Genomic DNA, 18,576 nt, shown 5'->3' on the forward strand with positions numbered 1-18,576 from the left:
GCTCATGAGCCCACCTTGCCGGATTGCGGCGCAGCGCGCCCGCTGAACAGCGGCCCGAACAGGCCGACCAGGCCGCGCGGCGCGCCAAACACCACGCAGAGCAGCAGCACGCCCAGGGGCAGGTGCCAGTATTCGGTCCACAGGCGCAGCACTTCTTCCAGCGTCAGCATCACGACCGCACCGGCCACGCCGCCATAGCGCAGGCCGATGCCGCCCACCAGCACCATGATCAGCAGGTTGGCCGACTGGGTCCAATGCATCAGGCTGGGCGATATGAAGAGGTTGTGGTTGGCCAGCAGCGCGCCGGCCAGCCCCGCTGCCGCACCGCTCAGCGTGAACGCCATCAGCTTGATGCGGTACACGGGATAGCCCATGGACTCCATGCGCGATTCGTTCTCGCGGATGCCCTGCAGCGCCATGCCGAAGCGCGAGGCGACGACGTGACCGAAGGCCCACATCAGCAGCGCGAACAGGGCCAGCACGAGGTAATAGAAGCTGACATCGTGGGCAAGGTCGATGCCCGGCAGCGTGGAATATCCCGGCAGGTTCAGGCCATCCTCACCGCCGTACTGGCGCAGCGAGATGAAGATGTAGAACAGCATCTGCGCGAACGCCAGCGTGATCATGATGAAGTACACGCCTCGTGTGCGCAGCGAGATCGCGCCCGTGATGCAGGCCAGCACGCCCGCCAGCAGCATGGCCACCGGCCAGGACACCAGCGCGGACGTGACGCCCGACATGGACAGGATGCCCACCGCATAGGCGCCCGCGCCGAAGAACGCCGCATGACCCAAGGCCACCATGCCGCCATACCCCAGGATGAGGTTCAGGCTGGTTGCCGCCAGCGCGTAGATCAGCACGCGCCGCACGAAGGAAATGTAGAAGTCCAGGCCCAGCATGGGCGCGACCAGCGGGAACACCGCCAGCGCGGCCAGCAGGACCACGGTCCAGATCTTGGTTTTCATGGTCAGCCCCGCGCCGGAAAGAGGCCAGAGGGCCGGAACACCAGCACTGCCGCCATCAACACGTAGATGGCGATGGCCGCGAGCGTCGGACCGACGCTGGAGGCCACGGCCGGCGAAAACACCTGGCGCAGCAGCATCGGCAGGAACGCCCGGCCGGCGGTGTCGACCATGCCGACCAGCAGCGCGCCCACGAAGGCGCCCCGGATCGAGCCGATGCCGCCGATGACGATGCACACCAGCACCAGGATCAGGATTTCTTCGCCCATGCCCACCTGCACCGAGGTGATCGGCCCCAGCAGCGCACCCGCCACCGCGGCCAGCATCGCGCCCAGCACGAACACGCCCAGGAACAGCAGCGGCACGCGCACGCCCATCAGCGTGGCCATTTGGCGGTTCGACGCCCCGGCCCGCACCAGCACGCCGGCACGGGTCCGCGTCACGAACCAGTACAGGCCCGCGGCCGCGGCCACGCCGAAGACGATGATCATCAGGCGGTAGGCGGGATACATCAGGTCGGGCAACAGGCGCACGGGACCGGACAGCATCGCGGGCATGTTCAGCATGACCGGCGCCGGACCCCAGATCATCTTGACCAGGTCATTGGCGATGAGGATGACGGCGTAGGTGCCCAGCACCTGGGCCAGGTGGTCGCGCAGCGCCAGGCGGCGGATGAGCGAGAGCTCCAGCACGATGCCGACGATGCCCGTGGCAACCGCCGCCACAAGAACCGCGGCGGTGAACGAGCCGGTGCGTTGCATGGTTTCGGCGGCGACATAGGCGCCAGCCATATAGAGCGAGCCGTGAGCCAGATTCATGATGTCCATGATCCCGAACACCAGGGTCAGCCCGGCCGCAATCAGAAACAACATCAACCCAAACTGCAGACCGTTCAGCAATTGCTCGACGATCAGCGTAAACGTCATGAAAACTTCCCCCTTGCCGCGCGCCGCCGAAGGGCCCCCGCGATCAATTCACCAAAGCTATCCCACCTGCATCAGCGACGCATCCCCGCGCCCAAGCCGCCGCCCCCAAGCGGGGTCGCGCGGATCCGGCTTCGCCGGTCCGCTGCGACGCTTCCTGGGGGGAAGCGCGCAGCGCTTCGGGGGGATCAGAGCTTGCAGTCGCCTACGTACACGTCCTGGTACTTGTCGAAGACCTTGCCCACCAGCTTATTGGTGATGCGGCCGCTGCCGTCTTTCTCGACGACGCGCAGGTAGTAAGCCTGGATCGGGTAGTGGTTCTTGCCGTAGGTGAAGCTGCCGCGCACCGAGGGGTAGTCGGCCTTTTCCAGCGCCTTCACGATGGCATCACGGTCGGTGGCCTTGCCGCCGGCCTGCTTGACGGCGGCGTCCATGGCCATGATCACGTCGTACGCCTGGGCGGCGTACACCGACGGGTAACGGCCGTTGTATTCCTTGCGGAAGGCCTCGACGAAGGCCTTGTTCTGCGGCACGTCCAGGTCATGCGCCCATTGCGCCGTGTTGTACATGCCCAGCATGGGGTCGCCCACGGCCTGGATCACGTCCTCGTCGGCCGAGAAGCCCGGGCCGATCAGCTTGACGTTCTGCGACAGGCCGGCGGACACGAACTGCTTGACGAAGTTGATGCCCATGCCGCCCGGCAGGAAGATGTAGACGGCGTCCGGCTTGGCGGCGCGGATCTGCGCGATCTCTGCGGCGTAGTCGATCTGGCCGAGCTTGGTGTAGACCTCGTCGCCCGGAGCGGTCTTGTAGCCGCGCTTGAAGCCGGTCAGCGCATCCTTGCCGGCCGGGTAGTCCGGGGCCATGATGAACATCTTCTTGAAGCCGCGATCGGCCGCGACCTTGCCGGCCGCTTCGTGGAAGGCATCGTTCTGGTACGACGTGCCGAACCAATAGTTGTTGCACTGGGCGCCGGCGAACTGGCTGGGACCGGGGTTGTTGGACAGGTAGGGCACCTTCGCGGCGAACAGCGCGGGGCCGACGGCCAGCGCGACGTTCGAGCCGATGGGACCCGTGAAGAAGTCGACCTTTTCGCGCTGAATGTAGCGCGTGACGAGCTGGCGGGCCTGGTCCGGATTGCCGCCCATGTCGGTTTGCAGGAATTCCGCGGGCTGGCCGCCCAGCTTGCTGCCCAGTTGCTTGATGGCCAGGTTGAAGCCGTCGCGGGCTTCGGCGCCCAGCGCCGAGAACGGGCCCGAGATGTCGTTGGCGATGCCGACCTTGACGGTGTCGGCCTGTGCCAGGGCCGGAATCAGGGCGGCGGCAGCCAGGAAGGAAGTGATCAAACGCATGGTGGTGTGCTCCGTGCGCGAGCCCGCGCAGAGGGTGTTCTTTTTGAAAGTGCGATGCGAAAGACTTCTATGCCCGGCCCGCTGGCGCGATGGTCGCCGCCGTCAGGCCGGTGCCTGCAGAACGTATGCTCTGCAACGCCCCAATCCCCTTATGCAGCACAGGGAAAACTGGCGTGGTTCATAGTTTAGGTTTAAAGTAATCGGCAAAACAAGTCTAGGGTTTTTACCACCTGCCGCCATGGTCACCCTCTACCGCAACTACGATCGCGCCGAACTGGACGTCCAGTACAACGCTCGCGCGACAGTACCCGACATCCAACCGATACTCAAGAAATACGCCGAGGACAGCGCCACGGCCCGCAGCACGCTGGAATGCGCGCTGGACGTGCCTTTTGGCGATCATCCGGATGAACTGCTGGACATATTTCCAGCCGCGGCCGGCAAGTCCGGCGCGCCCGTCTTCGTGTTCATCCACGGCGGCTACTGGCGACTCTTGTCCAAAAACGAATCCAGCAACATGGCGCCCGCGTTCACGCAGGCCGGCGCGGTGGTGGTGTCGGTGAATTATTCGCTGGCCCCGGCCGTCACGCTGGACCGCATCGTGGATCAGAACCGGCGCGCGCTTGCCTGGATTCACCACCACATCGCCGAGTACGGCGGCGACCCGTCGCGCATCCACATCTGCGGCAGCTCGGCGGGCGGTCATCTGGTCGGCGCCCTGCTCGCCGGCGGCTGGCATGCCAGCTACGATGTGCCGCCCGGCGTCGTCAGGGGCGCCGCGCCCCTGTCGGGCCTGTTCGACCTGCGCCCGCTGGTGCACACCCACATCAACGAATGGATGCGCATGAGCGAAGCCGATGCCATCCGCAACAGCCCCGCCTTGCATTTGCCGCAGGCGGGCTGCCCGCTGGTGGTCAGCTACGGAGAATCCGAAACCGACGAATTCAAGCGCCAGAGCGATGATTATCTGGCCGCATGGCGGGCGCGCGGTTTTCCCGGTAGGTATGTACCAATGCCAGGCACCAATCATTTTGATATTGTCCTGACGCTCAACGATCCGAACAGCCCGCTGACCCAAGCCATCTTCGAACAGATGGGTCTGGCGCCCTCTTCACCCCCGCATTCCCGGTAATCTTCCGAGCCATGACCGATACCCCCGACCTGGAATCCCGCGCCGCGCCCGACGACCATCACGCGCTGCGCCTGTGGCTGCGCATGCTGACCTGCGCCAACCTCATCGAAGGCGAGATCCGCAGCCGCCTGCGCAACGACTTCGACACCACCCTGCCGCGTTTCGACCTGATGGCGCAGTTGCAGCGCGCCCCCAAGGGCATGAAGATGGGCGAGCTGTCGCGCCACATGATGGTCACCAACGGCAATATCACCGGGATCACCGACCAGCTCGAAAAAGAAGGCCTGGTGGTGCGGACCAAGGTCGAGTCCGACCGCCGCAGCTCGCTCATCAAGCTGACGCCGCAAGGCAAGAAGAGCTTTGCGCGCATGGCCCGCGCCCACGAGAACTGGGTCAAATCCATGTTTGCCGAACTGCCCGAGGCCAGCCGCAACGCCCTGTTCCAGGCGCTGGGCGAACTGAAGCTGCAGGTGGTGGCCACGCGCTCGGCGGCGGCCCGCGACTGAGGGCGGACCAGGACTTTTTCGCGACGGTCCGGCCTGCCGGATTGGCGCATAATTGCCGCCATGATTCCGGTTTCTCTTCCTGGCGGTAATTTCTATGTGCTGATGGCGGCTTCGCTCGCCTGCCTCGCCACGCTGTTCACCTGGCTGGCCGCCCTGGCCACCTCGCCCGGCGCGCGAGACTGGCTGTCCGGCCACCGGCGCGCCGGCACCGTCCTGATGGCCGTGCTGGCCGTCATCGGCGCCATCTTCCCGTATCAGCAGTTCAGCCAGTGGTTCTCGGTCCAGCGCGAAGCGCAGGCCGACGATGCGCGCAAGACGGTGCTGTCACAACCCACGCAACTGGCCGGCGTCCAGATGCCCACCGGCACCACGCTTCGGCTTGCCACGCCCGGTGAACTGGCATCGTTCGACCGGGCCATCTTTCCCGAATCCCACCCGGCAGACATTAACGGCGTCGCCGCGACGCGCCTGTTCCGTTACCCCGCCACGCCCAAGCAGCCCGAAACCCTGTCCGCCGAGATCGCGCGGGACCAGGCGCTGGAAGGCTGGCTCTGCGCGCACGGCCATCGCATCGAATTCGTGGTGCAAGGCGGGCATCCGCAGTTTTCCAGCTGCCACCTTGCCATCGGCAATACGCTGGACCAGCAACCGGTGCCCGCGGGCGCCTGGTTGAAGGTCGACCCCGCCGCCCGCGGCACGCCGCTGGACAAGACCGGCACGGCGCCCCGCTGGCTGCTGCGCACCGAAGGCAGCGACGCCCTGACCGTCGCCGGGATCCCCTTGCTGAAGGTCGACCTGCAACTGGACGCGCAGCGCCGGATGCTGGGCTTCGAGGGTCTGGCGGCGCGCGACACCGTCCTGGGCGAAATGACCTACCCGCCGGGCACGCGCGTACTGGCCGCCAACCCGCGCCTGCAGGGCGCGCAGCCTGGCGATCTGCTGTTCTCGCCGTCCCGCGGGCGCTCGGCGCGCCGGGCCGGCGGCGAAGACGTTCCGGCCGGCAAGTCGGTGCTGCAGGCGCCCGACGGCACGGTGCGCAGCGTGCTGAGCAACCGCGAAGCCGGCGTGCTGGACGTGGCCGCCATGCGCATGGCTCCCTGAGGCCGGCGCCTGGGGCCGCCTCCCCTCGGGTTGCCGAGGGGACCGGCCCCCCCCGCCGGATCCGGTGGGATAATACGAACCTTTCCCGCGCGCCGCCGTGCCTGGCGGCGGTTCCGTCCCGCTCACACCAAGAGACGAAGTCATGGCCGTTAATCTGCAGATCCCCTCCGAGTCCGAAATTTTTCCTGTTGCCGGCGTAGAAATCGGCGTCACCGAGGCCGGCATCCGCAAGGCCAACCGGCGCGACCTGACGGTGTTCCGCCTGGCCGAAGGCACCAGCGTGGCGGGCGTCTTCACGCGTAACCGCTTCTGCGCCGCCCCGGTGCAGGTCTGCCAGGCCCACCTGGCCGCCGGCGGCCCGATCAGCGCGCTGGTCATCAACACGGGCAACGCCAACGCCGGCACCGGCGAAGAAGGCCTGAAGAAAGCCAAGGACACGTGCGACGCGCTGGGCAAGCTGCTGGGCGTGCCCGCCGCGCAGATCCTGCCGTTCTCCACCGGCGTCATCCTGGAACCCCTGCCGCTCGACCGCCTGGTCGCCGGCCTGCCCGCCGCCATCGCCGACCTGGCCGCCGACCACTGGTCCAGCGCCGCCCACGGCATCATGACCACCGACACGCTGCCCAAGATTTCGTCCGCCAAGGTGCAAATCGACGGCAAGACGGTCACCTTCACCGGCATCAGCAAGGGCGCGGGCATGATCCGTCCCAACATGGCCACCATGCTCAGCTTCCTGGCCACCGATGCCGGCATTGCCCAGCCGCTCCTGCGCAAGCTGGCCGTGGAAATCGCCGATGCCTCGTTCAACCGCATCACGGTCGACGGCGACACCTCCACCAATGACTCTTTCATCATCGCCGCCACCGGCAAGTCGGGCGTCAACGTCAACAGCGAATCCGACGCCGCCTACGCCGCCGTGCGCGAGGCCCTGACCGCCGCCGCGCTGGAGCTGGCCACCAAAATCGTGCGCGACGCCGAAGGCGCCACCAAGTTCATGACGATCCGCGTCGAAGAAGCCGGCAGCACCGAGGAAGCCCTGAAGGTCGCGTATGCCGTGGCGCACTCGCCGCTGGTCAAGACCGCGTTCTTCGCATCCGACCCCAACCTGGGCCGCATCCTGGCCGCGGTCGGCTACGCCGGCATCGAGGACCTGGACGTGTCCAACATCCGCCTGTGGCTGGACGACGTGCTGGTTGCCAAGAACGGCGGCCGCAACCCCGACTACCAGGAAGCCGACGGCCAGCGCGTGATGAAGCAGGCCGAGATCTCGGTGCGCATCGCGCTGGGCCGCGGCCAGGTCAGCGACACGGTCTACACCTGCGACTTCTCGCACGAGTACGTGTCGATCAACGCCGACTACCGTTCCTGATCGACCATGACGGCTACCGAGTTCACCACGCTGATCCAGCGCGCCGAACGCGTGCTGGCGCAGCTGGAGGCCTTCCTGCCTCCCGCCCCGCCCGATATCGACTGGACCGCCCACGCGTTCCGCTGGCGCAAGCGCGGCGCGCGCGGCTGGCTGGACGCCGTGCGTCACGTGGCGCGCATCGACATGCAGGACCTGCAGCACATCGAGCGCCAGAAGGCCACCATCGACCGCAACACGCTGCAGTTCCTTGAAAAGAAGCCTGCCAACAACGTGCTCATGACCGGCGCCCGCGGCACCGGCAAGAGCTCGCTGGTCAAAGCCATGCTGGCCGCCTACGGCGACCGCGGCCTGCGCCTCATCGAAGTCGACAAGTCCGACCTCGGCGACCTGGCCGACATCGTCGAACTGGTGGCGGCGCGGCCCGAACGCTTCATCGTGTTCTGCGACGACCTGTCCTTTGAAGAAGGCGAGGCCGGCTACAAGGCGCTCAAATCGGTGCTGGACGGATCCGTGTCGGCCTCGGGCGACAACGTCCTCATCTACGCCACGTCCAACCGGCGCCACCTGATGCCGGAATACATGAGCGAAAACCTGCAGGCCAAGCACCAGCCCGACGGCGAAATCCACCCCGGCGAAACCGTCGAGGAAAAGATCTCGCTGTCCGAGCGCTTCGGTCTGTGGCTGTCGTTCTACCCGTTCAAGCAGGACGACTACCTGGACATCGTGTATCACTGGCTGCGCGAGCTGGGCTGCCCTGAGCAGCACATCGAACCCTCGCGCACCGAGGCGCTGCAATGGACCATCGAACGCGGCTCGCGTTCGGGCCGCGTGGCGTATCAGTTCGCACGCGACTGGGCGGCCCGCCATGTCTGAAAAGATCGTCGACGTCGCCGCCGGCCTGATCCTGCGCCCGGACGGCAAGCTTCTGCTGGGCCAGCGGCCCGAAGGCAAGCCGTGGTCCGGCTGGTGGGAACTGCCGGGCGGCAAGCTCGAACCCGGCGAGACCGTGCTGCAGGCGCTGGCCCGCGAGCTTCAAGAAGAAATCGGCATCCGCGTCACGCAGTCGCGCCCGTGGGTCACGTACGTGCATGCCTACCCGCACACCACGGTGCGCCTGGCCTTCTGCCACGTCACCGGCTGGGAAGGCGAGCCCCAAAGCCTGGAAAATCAGCGGCTCGAATGGGTGGATCCGGCCAATGCGGCCTCGGTGGGCGACCTGCTGCCCGCCACCCTGCCTCCGCTGCGCTGGCTGCAATTGCCCACCACCTACGGCATCAGCGCCATCGGCTCGCGCGCGGGCATCGCGCCGTTCCTCGGCCGCCTGGACGCCGCGCTGGCGCGCGGCGTGAAGCTGGTGCAGTTCCGTGAACCACAATGGCCGGACGGCGTGGGCGCCAGTTCGCTGCACGAAGTGCTGCAACAGCTCATCAAGCGCTGCCGCGCCGCCGGCGCGCGCGTGCTGGTCAACAGCATCCATCCCGTTGCATGGTGGAAAGAAGCCGACGGCGTGCACCTGCGCACGGCAGACGCGCTGCGCCTGACCGCCCGTCCGGAATTGCCCCGCAACGCGCTGGTCGGCGTCTCCGCGCATGACAACGCCCAGGTCGTCCACGCCCGCGAACTGGGCGCGGACTTCGCCGTGCTGGGCCCCGTGCTGGAAACGCCCAGCCATCCCGGCGCGCCGACGCTGGGCTGGGAAGGGTTTGTGGAAGGCAACCGGGATGCCGGCATACCGGTGTTCGCGCTGGGAGGTCAATCCACCCAGACCGTCTCGCAAGCCTTGCGCCACGGCGCGCACGGCATCGCCGGGATCCGCGGCGTGCTCTGACGCGCATCGCACTTCGCCTGGCCGTCCGACGGCCCATGCCCCGCATGGGCCGTTTTGTTTTTGACCCGCGCGGGAAAGCGCGCATAGACCAAACCCCCGCGCCGATGCACCCTACATGCCGAGACCGGCCGCCATCACGCGGACGGGGTTGCATGCGCCTGGCAGACAGACGCATGGCATCGCATCGAGGGAATCCATGTCTGACATCGCATTTGCCACCCTGGCCGATCTGGCGGATGGCCTGGCGCAGGGCCGCTACAGCTCGGTGGAATTGACGCGCCACTTCCTGGACCGCATCGACCGGGCAAATCCCACGCTGGGCGCTTTCATCAGCGTGGACAACGCGGGCGCGCTGCGCTTGGCCGAAGCCGCCGACGCGCGGCGGCGCGCGGGCTACGGGCTGCTCAGCCCGCTGGACGGCGTGCCGGTGGCGGTCAAGGATTTGTGCGACATCCAGGGCCACATCACCACGGCGGGGTCCGAGGCCTGGCGCGAACGCCGCAGCGGCGTCACCGCCACCGCAGTCACGCGGCTGCTGGACGCGGGGATGGTGATGCTGGGCAAGACCCATATGGTGGAATTCGCCTTCGGCGGCTGGGGCACGAATCCCGTCATGGGCACGCCGCGCAACCCCTGGGACCTGGAGCGTGCGCGCGTGCCCGGCGGCTCATCCAGCGGATCCGGCGTCGCCGTGGCGGCCGGCCTGACGCCTGCCGCCCTGGGATCGGACACCGGTGGTTCGGTCCGGATCCCGGCCGCCCTGAACGGCATCACGGGCCTGAAGACCACGCGCGGTCTCATCAGCCTGCACGGCGCGGTAGCGCTGTCGACCACGCTGGACACCTTGGGCCCGCTGACCCGCGACGCCCGCGACGCGATGCTGCTGACCGCACTGATGGCCGGCCATGATACCCAAGACCCGTTGACGTTCGGCATCCCCGCGTTCGACTACCGGGAGCCGGCCGGCGGCGCGCAGCCTCTGCGCGGCGTGCGCATCGCGGTGATGCCGACGGCACAGCATCCCATCGCCGTGGACGCCGACGCGCTGTCGGCACTGGACGACGCGCGCCGCGTGCTGGCCGCGCTGGGTGCGGATGTGGCCGAGACGCCCCTGCCCTTCGACTTTCGCGAGATGATGCAGCGCAACGGCCAGATCATCTCGGCCGAAGCCTACGCGCTGCATCGCGGCTACATCGAGGACCCTGCCAAGCCCATCGGGCAGTATGTGCGCGCGCGCGTGCTGTCGGGCAAGGGGATCTCGGCCGCCGACTACATCGCGGCGTTGCAGGCGCACGCGCAGGCGCGCCGCGACTGGCTGGACTGGATGCAGGAGTTCGACGCCGTGCTCACGCCAGCCGCCCCGTTCGGCGCGCGTCCGCTGACCGAGGTGGACGAAGCGGCCACTCCGCTTGCGGCGTTCACCCGCCCGGGCAATTACATGAATGCAGCCGGGTTGGCGCTGCCCGCGGGCTTCACCAGCGACGGCTTGCCGCTAGGCGTGCAGTTGCTCGGCAAGCCCAACGCGGAAGGCGTGCTGGGCAAGATCGGCATCGCATTCCAGGCGGTCACGGAATGGCACCGCCAGCGGCCGGATCTGAAGGCGGTTGGCTTGTAAGGCCACGGCCTGGCGCAGGGGCGCGGGCCCCGCGCGCGGTTACGGCGCCGGCGTTTGCGCGGCAGGTGTTTGCGCGGCGGACGTCTGCGTCACGGCCGGCCCGGCGCCGTCAGCACGCGCCGTCTCGACCGGCAGTCCTTCCCAACCGCCACCCAGCGCAACGATCAGATTGACGCTGGCCACCAGCCGGTTGCCCAGCAGGCTCAGCGCATTGCGCTCGCTGCTGAGCGCGGTGGCGTCCACCACGGCCACGCTCAGGTAGTCGACCAAGCCCGCCTTGTACTGGTTCTGGATCAGGCGCAACGATTCGCGCGCCGATTCCAGCGCGCGGCGCTGCACGATCTGCTCCTGCTCCATCACGCGCAGCTGGATCAGGTAGTCCTCGACCTCGCGCAGACCGGTCAACGCCGCCTGGCGATAAGCCGCGGCCTGCGAGTCATACGAAGCGCGGGCCTGCTCGACCTGGGCCTCGCGCGCGCCGCCGTCGAAGATCGTCAGCGCCAGGGCCGGCCCCAAGGACCAGAAGCGCGCGGGCGCCGTCAGCAGCTCAGCGAATTCGCCATTGCGAAAACCGCCGTCGGCCGACAGCGTCAGGCTGGGAAACCACGCGGCCTGCGCCACGCCGATCTGCGCGTTGGCGGCCGCGGCGCGGCGTTCGGCGGCGGCCACGTCGGGACGGCGTTCAAGCAGCTCGGACGGCAGGCCCACCGGAATCTGCGGAAGCCGCAACGTGAACACCGCGGGCGGCAGGCTGAACTGCGAAGGCGCCTGGCCCATCAGCACCGCGATCGCGTGCTCGTACTGGCCGCGCTGCCAATCCAGGTCGATGGACTGCGCGCGGGTGCTTTCAAGCTGCGTGCGCGCGACGGCCACGTCGGCCTGTCCCGCCACGCCGACTTCGTAGCGGTTCTGCGTGAGCTGCAATGACTTTTCGTACGCGGCCACGGTGGCGTCAAGCAGGCGCTTCTGTTCGTCCAGCACGCGCAGTTGCAGATAGGTTTGCACCAGCGCGGCCTGCGCGCTCAGGCGGGTCGCGCCCAGGTCGGCCAGGCTGGCGGCGGCGCTGGCTTCAGAGGACTCGACGCTGCGGCGCACCCGGCCCCAGACGTCCAGTTCCCAGCTGACGCTGCCCGTCAGCGAATACTGGTTGGACACGTTGCTGCCGGAACCCGTCGACGAACCGCTCTGCCCGCCGTTGCCGCCTCGGGTCATGCCCGCCCCCGCGCCCACGGTGGGGTAGAAGCCCGAACGCGCGCCGCGCACCAGACCGAGCGCCTGACGATAATTCGCCTCGGCCTGCGCGATGGTCTGGTTGGACGTGTTCAGCCGGTCCACCAAGCCATTGAGCGTGGGGTCGTCATAGACCTTCCACCACGCGCCGCGGTCGGCGTCGTCGCGCGGCTGGGCCGGCTTCCAGCCGGGCACCTCGACCTGGCCTTCCTTGTAGGCCGCGCCCACGTCCAGCGCCGGGCGCTGATAGTCGGGCCCGACCGCGCAGGCGCCCAGCAGCGCGCAAAGCGCGAGCGTGGCCGCGGCGCGGGCGAGAGTGGCGGAGGAATACGGCTTGGTACGGATCATGTGTGTTCTATGGAAGCGGAACTTCCGCCCCGCGAGGCGCGCCGGCGCGCGGCCCACAGGCGGAAGCGGTCCAGGTAAAGATAGACCACGGGCGTGGTGTACAGCGTGAGGATCTGGCTCAGCACCAGGCCGCCCACGATGGTAATGCCAAGCGGCTGGCGCATCTCGACGCCGGCGCCGGTGGCCAGCACCAGCGGCAGCGCGCCGAAGATGGCCGCCATCGTCGTCATCATGATCGGACGGAACCGCGTCAGGCACGCCTGGAAGATGGCGTCTCGCGGCGTCATGCCGTGGTGGCGTTGGGCGTCCAGCGCAAAATCCACCATCATGATCGCGTTCTTCTTGACGATGCCGATCAACAGGAACACCCCGATCAGCGCAATCAGCGTGAAGTCGTATCGCACCAGCAGCAACGCAAGCAGCGCGCCCAGCCCCGCCGACGGCAGCGTGGACAGGATGGTGAGCGGGTGGATGAAGCTTTCGTACAGAATGCCCAGCACGATGTACATGGTGACCAGCGCGGCCAGGATCAGCCAGGGTTGCTGCGCCAGCGTCTGCTGCAACGCGGCGGCGGTGCCCTGAAAGCCCGCCTGGATCTGGTCAGATGGCAAGCCCAGGCGCGCCACGGCATTGTCGATCGCGGTGGTCGCCTGCCCCAGCGACACGCCGGGCGCCAGGCTGAACGAGATGGTGTCGGCCACGAACAGGCCCTGGTGACTCACGCTGAGCGGCGCGTTCGCGTTTTCAAGCTTGGTGAACGCCGACAGCGGCACGCGGGCGCCGTCCGCGGTGATGACCTCGACCTGGCGCAGCGATTCGATGTCCTGCGCGAACTTCGGGTCCACGCCCAGCACCACGTGATACTGGTTGAGCGGCCCGTACATGACCGACACCTGGCGCTGGCTGAACGAGTTGTTCAGCACCGTGGAAATGGTGGCCATGCTGATGCCCAGCCGCGTCGCGGCTTCGCGGTCGATGACCAGGTTGATCTCGCGGCCGCGGTCCTCGACGTCGGCGTCCACGTCGGTGATCTCCGGAATCTTGGCCATCGCCTGCTGCACCTTGGGCATCCAGGTGCGCAGCAGTTGCAGGTCGCCGGACATCAGGGTGTAGTCGTACGAGCCCTGGCTTTGGCGGCCGCCGATGCGGATGTCCTGCTGCGACACGAGGAACAGGCGCGCGCCGGGCATGTTCTGCAGCTTGGCGCGCAGGCGATTGATGACGACGTCGGCCGAAACCTGGCGCTCGCCCAGCGGCTTGAGCTGGATCTGCATGAAGCTGCTGTTGCTGCCGCCGCGCCCGCCCGCGTATCCGGTCATGCTTTGCACGGCCGGGTCGTCCAGCACCACCTTGCGCAGCGCTTCAAGCTTGGGCAGCGTGGCCTGGAACGACGTGCCCTGGTCGACACGGAAAAAGCCCAGCAGCTGACCCGTGTCCTGCTGCGGAAAAAAGCCCTTGGGCACCACGGTGTACAGATAGACATTCAGGCCCACGGCGATCGCCAGCGTCAGCATCATCAGGCGGCCGTGCGCCAGCGCCCAGCGCAGCGAGCGGCGGTAGCCATCCTGCATGGACTGAAAGCCGCGCTCGGTCCAGCGCGCCAGCCGGCCCGGCGGCTTGGGGTCCTTGGGTTCGGGCCGCAGCAGGCGCGCGCACATCATGGGCGTGAGCGTCAGCGACACCACCAGCGACACCAGGATGGCGGCGGACAAGGTGACGGCAAACTCGCGGAACAGACGCCCCACCACCCCGCCCATCAGCAGGATGGGGATGAACACCGCCACCAGCGACAGGCTCATCGACAGCACCGTGAAACCGACCTCGCGCGAGCCGCGCAAGGCGGCGCGCATCGGCGACATGCCGTTCTCGACATGGCGCATGATGTTTTCCAGCACCACGATCGCGTCGTCCACCACGAAACCCGTGGCGACGATCAGCGCCATCAGCGAGATGGTGTTCAGCGTGTAGCCGCACAGGTACATGATGCAGAACGTGCCGATCAGCGACACCGGCACCGCGACGCTGGGAATGATGGCCGCGCGCCAGCGCCGCAGGAACAGCAGCACCACCAGCACCACCAGCCCGACAGCGATGATGAGCGTCAGCTCGGCCTCGTGCAGCGACGCGCGGATGCTGGGTGTGCGGTCCTGCGCGACCGTCATGTTGACGTCGGCGGGCATCAGCGCCTGCAGCACGGGCAACTGCGCGCGCACGGCGTCCACGGCTTCGATGATGTTGGCGTCGGCCTGCCGCCGCACGACCATCAGGATCGCGTTGCGGTCGTTGAAAAAGCCGGTCTGATACAGGTCTTCGACCGAGTCTTCCACCTTGGCGACATCGGACACGCGCACCGGCCGGCCGTCGCGCCAGGCGACGATCAGCGGCCGGTATTCCTCGGCCCGGCTGAGCTGGTCGCTGACCATGATCTGCCAGTGGTAGCGGTCGTTTTCCAGTACGCCCTTGGGGCGGTTGGCATTGGCGTTGGCCAGCGTGGCGCGCAGTTCATCCAGCGACACGCCCTGGTTCGCCAGCGCCCCGGGCAGCACCGTGACGCGCACCGCCGGCAGCGAGCTGCCGCCCACCGTGACCTCGCCCACCCCGTCCACCTGCGACAGCTTCTGCGCCACGATGGTGGAGGCCAGGTCGTACAGCTGGCCCTGGCTGAGCGTGTCGGACGTCAGCGCCAGCGTCAGGATCGGCGCGTCCGACGGATTGGACTTGTTATAGGTGGGATTGCTGCGCAGGCCGGTCGGCAATAGCGAACGCGCCGCGTTGATCGCGGCCTGCACGTCGCGCGCCGCGCCATTTATGTCGCGCGACAGGTCGAACTGCAGCGTGATGCGCGTGGAGCCCTGCGAGCTGCGCGAGGTCATTTCCGTGACGCCCGCAATGCTGCCCAGCGAGCGTTCCAGCGGCGTGGCGACGCTGGAGGCCATGGTCTCGGGACTGGCGCCCGGCAGGCTGGCCGACACGGAAATAGTGGGGATGTCCACCTGCGGCAGCGGGGCCACGGGCAACAGAAAGAACGCAAGCATGCCGGCCATTACGACCGCCAGGCTCAGCAGCGTGGTCGCCACCGGCCGGACGATGAAGGGGGCCGACAGAATCATCGCGCGTCTCCGGCGGACGGCGCACCCGCGCCGCGCCAACGGCGGGACATACGATCGAACATCAGGTAGATGACCGGCGTGGTGAACAGCGTTAGCACCTGCGACAGCAGCAGGCCGCCGACCATCACCAGGCCCAGCGGCTGGCGCAGTTCAGCGCCCGTGCCGGTGGACAGCATCAGCGGCAAGGCGCCGAACAGCGCGGCCAGCGTGGTCATCAGGATGGGCCGGAAGCGCAGCAGCGCGGCCTCGTGGATGGCCTCGCGCGGCGCGAGTCCCCGCTTGCGTTCGGCGTCCAGCGCGAAGTCGATCATCATGATCGCGTTCTTCTTGACGATGCCGATCAGCAGGATGATCCCGATGATGCCGATCATGTCCAGTTCCGTGCCGCTGATCAGCAGCGCCAGCAACGCCCCCACGCCCGCGGACGGCAGCGTGGACAGGATGGTGATGGGGTGGATGTAGCTTTCATAGAGCACGCCCAGCACGATGTACATCGTGACCACGGCCGCCAGAATCAGCCAAAGCGTGCTGGACAGCGAATTCTGGAACGCCAGCGCCGCGCCCTGGAAGCGCGTTTCGACACTGGACGGCATGCCGATTTCGGCTTCGGCCGCCTTGATGTTTTCCACAGCGTCGGACAACGAGGCGCCGGGCGCCAGGTTGAACGACACGGTCACCATGGGGAACTGATCGAGCCGGTTCACGGCCAGCACCGTCCGGCCTTCGCTGATGTGCGCGACCGACGACAGCGGCACCTGCGCGCCCGTGGACGTGGGCACGTGGATCTGCCCCAGCGCGCTGGGCGACATCTGGAATTGCGGCAGGACTTCGAGCACCACGCGGTACTGGTTGGACTGCGTGAAGATCGTGGAGATCAGCCGCTGGCCGAAGGCGTTGTACAGCGTCTCGTCGATGACGGCGGCGGTGATGCCCAGCCGCGAGGCCGCATCGCGATCGATCTCCACCCACGTTTGCAGCCCGTCGTCCTGCAGGTCGTCGGCCACGTCCATCAGGCCCGGCACGGCGCGCAGACGCTCGACCAGCTTGGGCGTCCATTCGCTCAGCACCTTCAGGTCAGGGTTGGACAGCGTCATCTGGTACTGCGTGCGGCTGACGCGGTCTTCGATGGTCAGGTCCTGCACCGGCTGCATGTAGACGGTCAGGCCGTCCTGCTTGTTCAGGCTTTCCTGCAGGCGGGCCATGACGGTGCGCAGATCGCCGTTGCGCTCGGCCTGGGGCTTGAGCGAAATCTGCATGCGGCCGGCGCTGAGCGTGGAGTTGCTGCCGTCCACCCCGATGAAGGACGACACGGCCTGTACGTCCGGATCTTCCAGCACCAAGCGGGCCGCCGCCTGCTGGCGCTGGGACATGGCGGTAAACGAAATGGACTGCGGCGCCTGCGTGATGGCCTGGATGAGGCCGGTGTCCTGCTGCGGGAAGAAGCCTTTGGGCACCACCAGGTAAAGCAGCACGGTCAGCGCAAAGGTGGCCACCGCAACGATCAGCGTCAGCGTCTGATGGCGCAGCACGACCTGCAGCATGCGGTCATAGCCGGCGATGATGCGGTCGATGAAGGCGCCCGTGGCCTGATGAAAACGCCCGTGCTTCGTTTCGGATTCGGCGCGCAGCAGGCGCGCGCACATCATGGGGGTCAGCGTCAGCGACACCACTAGCGAAATCAGGATGGCCACCGCCAGCGTGATCGCAAATTCGCGGAACAGCCGGCCCACGACCTCCGTCATGAACAGCAGCGGAATCAGCACGGCGATCAGCGAGAGGGTCAGCGAGATCAGCGTGAAGCCGATCTGCGACGCGCCTTTCAGCGCGGCCTGCATCGGCTTTTCGCCTTCTTCGATGTGGCGGGCGATGTTCTCGATCATGACGATGGCGTCGTCCACCACGAAGCCGGTCGCGATGGTCAGCGCCATCAGCGTCAGGTTGTTGATCGAGAACCCGGACAAATACATGATCCCGAACGTGCCTACCAGCGACAGCGGCACGACGACGCTGGGAATCAGCGTGGCCGTCAGGCTGCGCAGGAAGATGAACGTGACCATGACCACCAGCCCGACGGCCAGCAGCATTTCAAACTGCACGTCGGCGACCGAGTCGCGGATGGTCTGCGTGCGGTCCGACACCACCGTCACGTCCAGCGTGGCGGGCAGCGCGGCGCGCAACTGCGGCATCAGAGCCTGGATACGGTCGACCACGTCGATTACGTTGGCGCCGGGCTGGCGCTGGATGTTCAGCAGGATGGCGGGTTTGTCCCCGGCCCACGCGGCCTGGCGGGTGTCTTCGGCGCCTTCAACCGCGCGCGCCACGTCGGCCAGCCGCAGCGGCGCACCGTTCTTGTACGCGATGATCAGGCTGTTGTAGTCGGTGGGCGACTTGAGCTGGTCATTGGCGTTGATGGTGGTGGAGCGCTGCGGACCGTCCAGGTTGCCCTTGGGCTGGTTGACGTTGGCGCCGACGATGGCGGTGCGCAGGTCGGCCAGCGACAGGCCATTCGCTGCCAGCGCCTGCGGATTCACCTGCACCCGCACCGCGGGCCGCTGCCCGCCCGCCACGCTGACCAGACCCACGCCCGGAATCTGCGACAGCCGCTGCGCCACGCGCGTGTCGACCAGGTCGCGCACCTGCGGCAGCGGCATGGTGGGCGACGTGATCGCCAGCGTCAACACCGCCGCGTCGGCCGGATTGACCTTGTTGTAAGTGGGCGGCACCGGCAGGTCGGACGGCAGCAGGTTCGACGCGGCGTTGATGGCCGCCTGCACCTGCTGTTCGGCCACGTCCAGCGGCAGCGTCAGGTTGAATTGCAGGGTGATGACCGAGGCGCCGCCCGAACTGGTGGACGACATCTGGTTCAGGCCGGGCATCTGGCCGAATTGCCGCTCCAATGGTGACGTGACCAGCGACGTCATGACGTCGGGACTGGCGCCGGGATACAGCGTCACGACCTGAATCGTTGGATAGTCGACTTCGGGCAGCGCCGAAACGGGCAGGAAACGGTAGGCGATGAGGCCCGCGATCAGGATGGCCACCATCGACAGGGTGGTGGCCACGGGGCGCAGAATGAAAAGGCGCGACGGGCTCACGGCGT

The 18,576-nt window shown here is 67.4% G+C and carries 13 protein-coding genes; 7 read left to right on the forward strand and 6 right to left on the reverse strand.

Annotated features, from left to right (window positions below):
• Nucleotides 1–2 precede the first annotated feature (2 nt).
• The 3 genes from MHZ91_RS24265 to MHZ91_RS24275 form a co-directional block, all read right to left on the reverse strand.
• Nucleotides 3–965 (reverse strand): branched-chain amino acid ABC transporter permease, encoded by a 963-nt coding sequence (locus MHZ91_RS24265; protein WP_175125944.1) that lies wholly within the window; start codon nucleotides 963–965, stop codon nucleotides 3–5.
• A gap of 2 nt (nucleotides 966–967) precedes the next feature.
• The gene (locus MHZ91_RS24270; RefSeq protein WP_063953921.1) at nucleotides 968–1,888 is read right to left on the reverse strand and encodes a branched-chain amino acid ABC transporter permease; all 921 of its coding nucleotides are present in this window, start codon (nucleotides 1,886–1,888) and stop codon (nucleotides 968–970) included.
• A gap of 185 nt (nucleotides 1,889–2,073) precedes the next feature.
• Complete coding sequence (locus MHZ91_RS24275) at nucleotides 2,074–3,237, reverse strand: ABC transporter substrate-binding protein (protein WP_175125945.1); 1,164 nt, start codon at nucleotides 3,235–3,237, stop codon at nucleotides 2,074–2,076.
• A 238-nt stretch (nucleotides 3,238–3,475) separates the two neighbouring features.
• Between MHZ91_RS24275 and MHZ91_RS24280 the strand changes: the two genes are divergently transcribed.
• The 7 genes from MHZ91_RS24280 to MHZ91_RS24310 all read left to right on the forward strand — a co-directional run bounded on the left by MHZ91_RS24280 (nucleotide 3,476) and on the right by MHZ91_RS24310 (nucleotide 10,788).
• On the forward strand, nucleotides 3,476–4,369 hold the full coding sequence (locus tag MHZ91_RS24280; RefSeq protein ID WP_175125946.1) for an alpha/beta hydrolase: 894 nt from the start codon (nucleotides 3,476–3,478) through the stop codon (nucleotides 4,367–4,369).
• 11 nt (nucleotides 4,370–4,380) lie between these two features.
• A complete protein-coding gene (locus tag MHZ91_RS24285) occupies nucleotides 4,381–4,875 on the forward strand; it encodes a MarR family winged helix-turn-helix transcriptional regulator (protein ID WP_056564603.1) in 495 nt (164 codons plus the stop codon).
• A gap of 60 nt (nucleotides 4,876–4,935) precedes the next feature.
• Entirely contained in the window at nucleotides 4,936–5,976 is a 1,041-nt protein-coding gene (locus tag MHZ91_RS24290) for a hypothetical protein (protein WP_175125948.1), read from the forward strand.
• Nucleotides 5,977–6,118: 142 nt separating this feature from the next.
• Nucleotides 6,119–7,345, forward strand: coding sequence for a bifunctional glutamate N-acetyltransferase/amino-acid acetyltransferase ArgJ (gene argJ, locus MHZ91_RS24295; RefSeq protein ID WP_239216088.1), 1,227 nt, complete (start codon nucleotides 6,119–6,121; stop codon nucleotides 7,343–7,345).
• A 6-nt stretch (nucleotides 7,346–7,351) separates the two neighbouring features.
• Nucleotides 7,352–8,218, forward strand: coding sequence for an ATP-binding protein (locus MHZ91_RS24300; protein ID WP_175186021.1), 867 nt, complete (start codon nucleotides 7,352–7,354; stop codon nucleotides 8,216–8,218).
• A complete protein-coding gene (locus MHZ91_RS24305; RefSeq protein ID WP_239216090.1) occupies nucleotides 8,211–9,173 on the forward strand; it encodes a Nudix family hydrolase in 963 nt (320 codons plus the stop codon). Before MHZ91_RS24300 ends, MHZ91_RS24305 begins: the two co-directional genes overlap by 8 nt.
• Before the next feature lie 196 nt (nucleotides 9,174–9,369).
• Nucleotides 9,370–10,788 carry an amidase gene (locus tag MHZ91_RS24310; RefSeq protein ID WP_218342216.1) on the forward strand — a complete coding sequence of 473 codons (1,419 nt, stop codon included), beginning with the start codon at nucleotides 9,370–9,372 and terminating at the stop codon, nucleotides 10,786–10,788.
• A 39-nt stretch (nucleotides 10,789–10,827) separates the two neighbouring features.
• Here MHZ91_RS24310 and MHZ91_RS24315 read toward each other — a convergent pair whose 3' ends face one another.
• From MHZ91_RS24315 to MHZ91_RS24325, 3 genes are read right to left on the reverse strand one after another with little or no spacing between them, the layout of a single operon-like run.
• Nucleotides 10,828–12,366: an efflux transporter outer membrane subunit gene (locus tag MHZ91_RS24315; protein ID WP_239216092.1), complete on the reverse strand. Its 1,539-nt coding sequence runs from the start codon at nucleotides 12,364–12,366 to the stop codon at nucleotides 10,828–10,830.
• Nucleotides 12,363–15,476 carry a multidrug efflux RND transporter permease subunit gene (locus MHZ91_RS24320; protein ID WP_239216093.1) on the reverse strand — a complete coding sequence of 1,038 codons (3,114 nt, stop codon included), beginning with the start codon at nucleotides 15,474–15,476 and terminating at the stop codon, nucleotides 12,363–12,365. Before MHZ91_RS24320 ends, MHZ91_RS24315 begins: the two co-directional genes overlap by 4 nt.
• On the reverse strand, nucleotides 15,473–18,571 hold the full coding sequence (locus MHZ91_RS24325) for an MdtB/MuxB family multidrug efflux RND transporter permease subunit (protein ID WP_239216094.1): 3,099 nt from the start codon (nucleotides 18,569–18,571) through the stop codon (nucleotides 15,473–15,475). The genes MHZ91_RS24320 and MHZ91_RS24325 overlap by 4 nt, the downstream gene beginning before the upstream one ends.
• Nucleotides 18,572–18,576: the final 5 nt, after the last annotated feature.

It is taken from the genome of Achromobacter sp. ACRQX, from assembly GCF_022346505.1.
In the GTDB taxonomy this organism is placed as follows: Bacteria; Pseudomonadota; Gammaproteobacteria; order Burkholderiales; family Burkholderiaceae_B; genus Achromobacter; species Achromobacter animicus.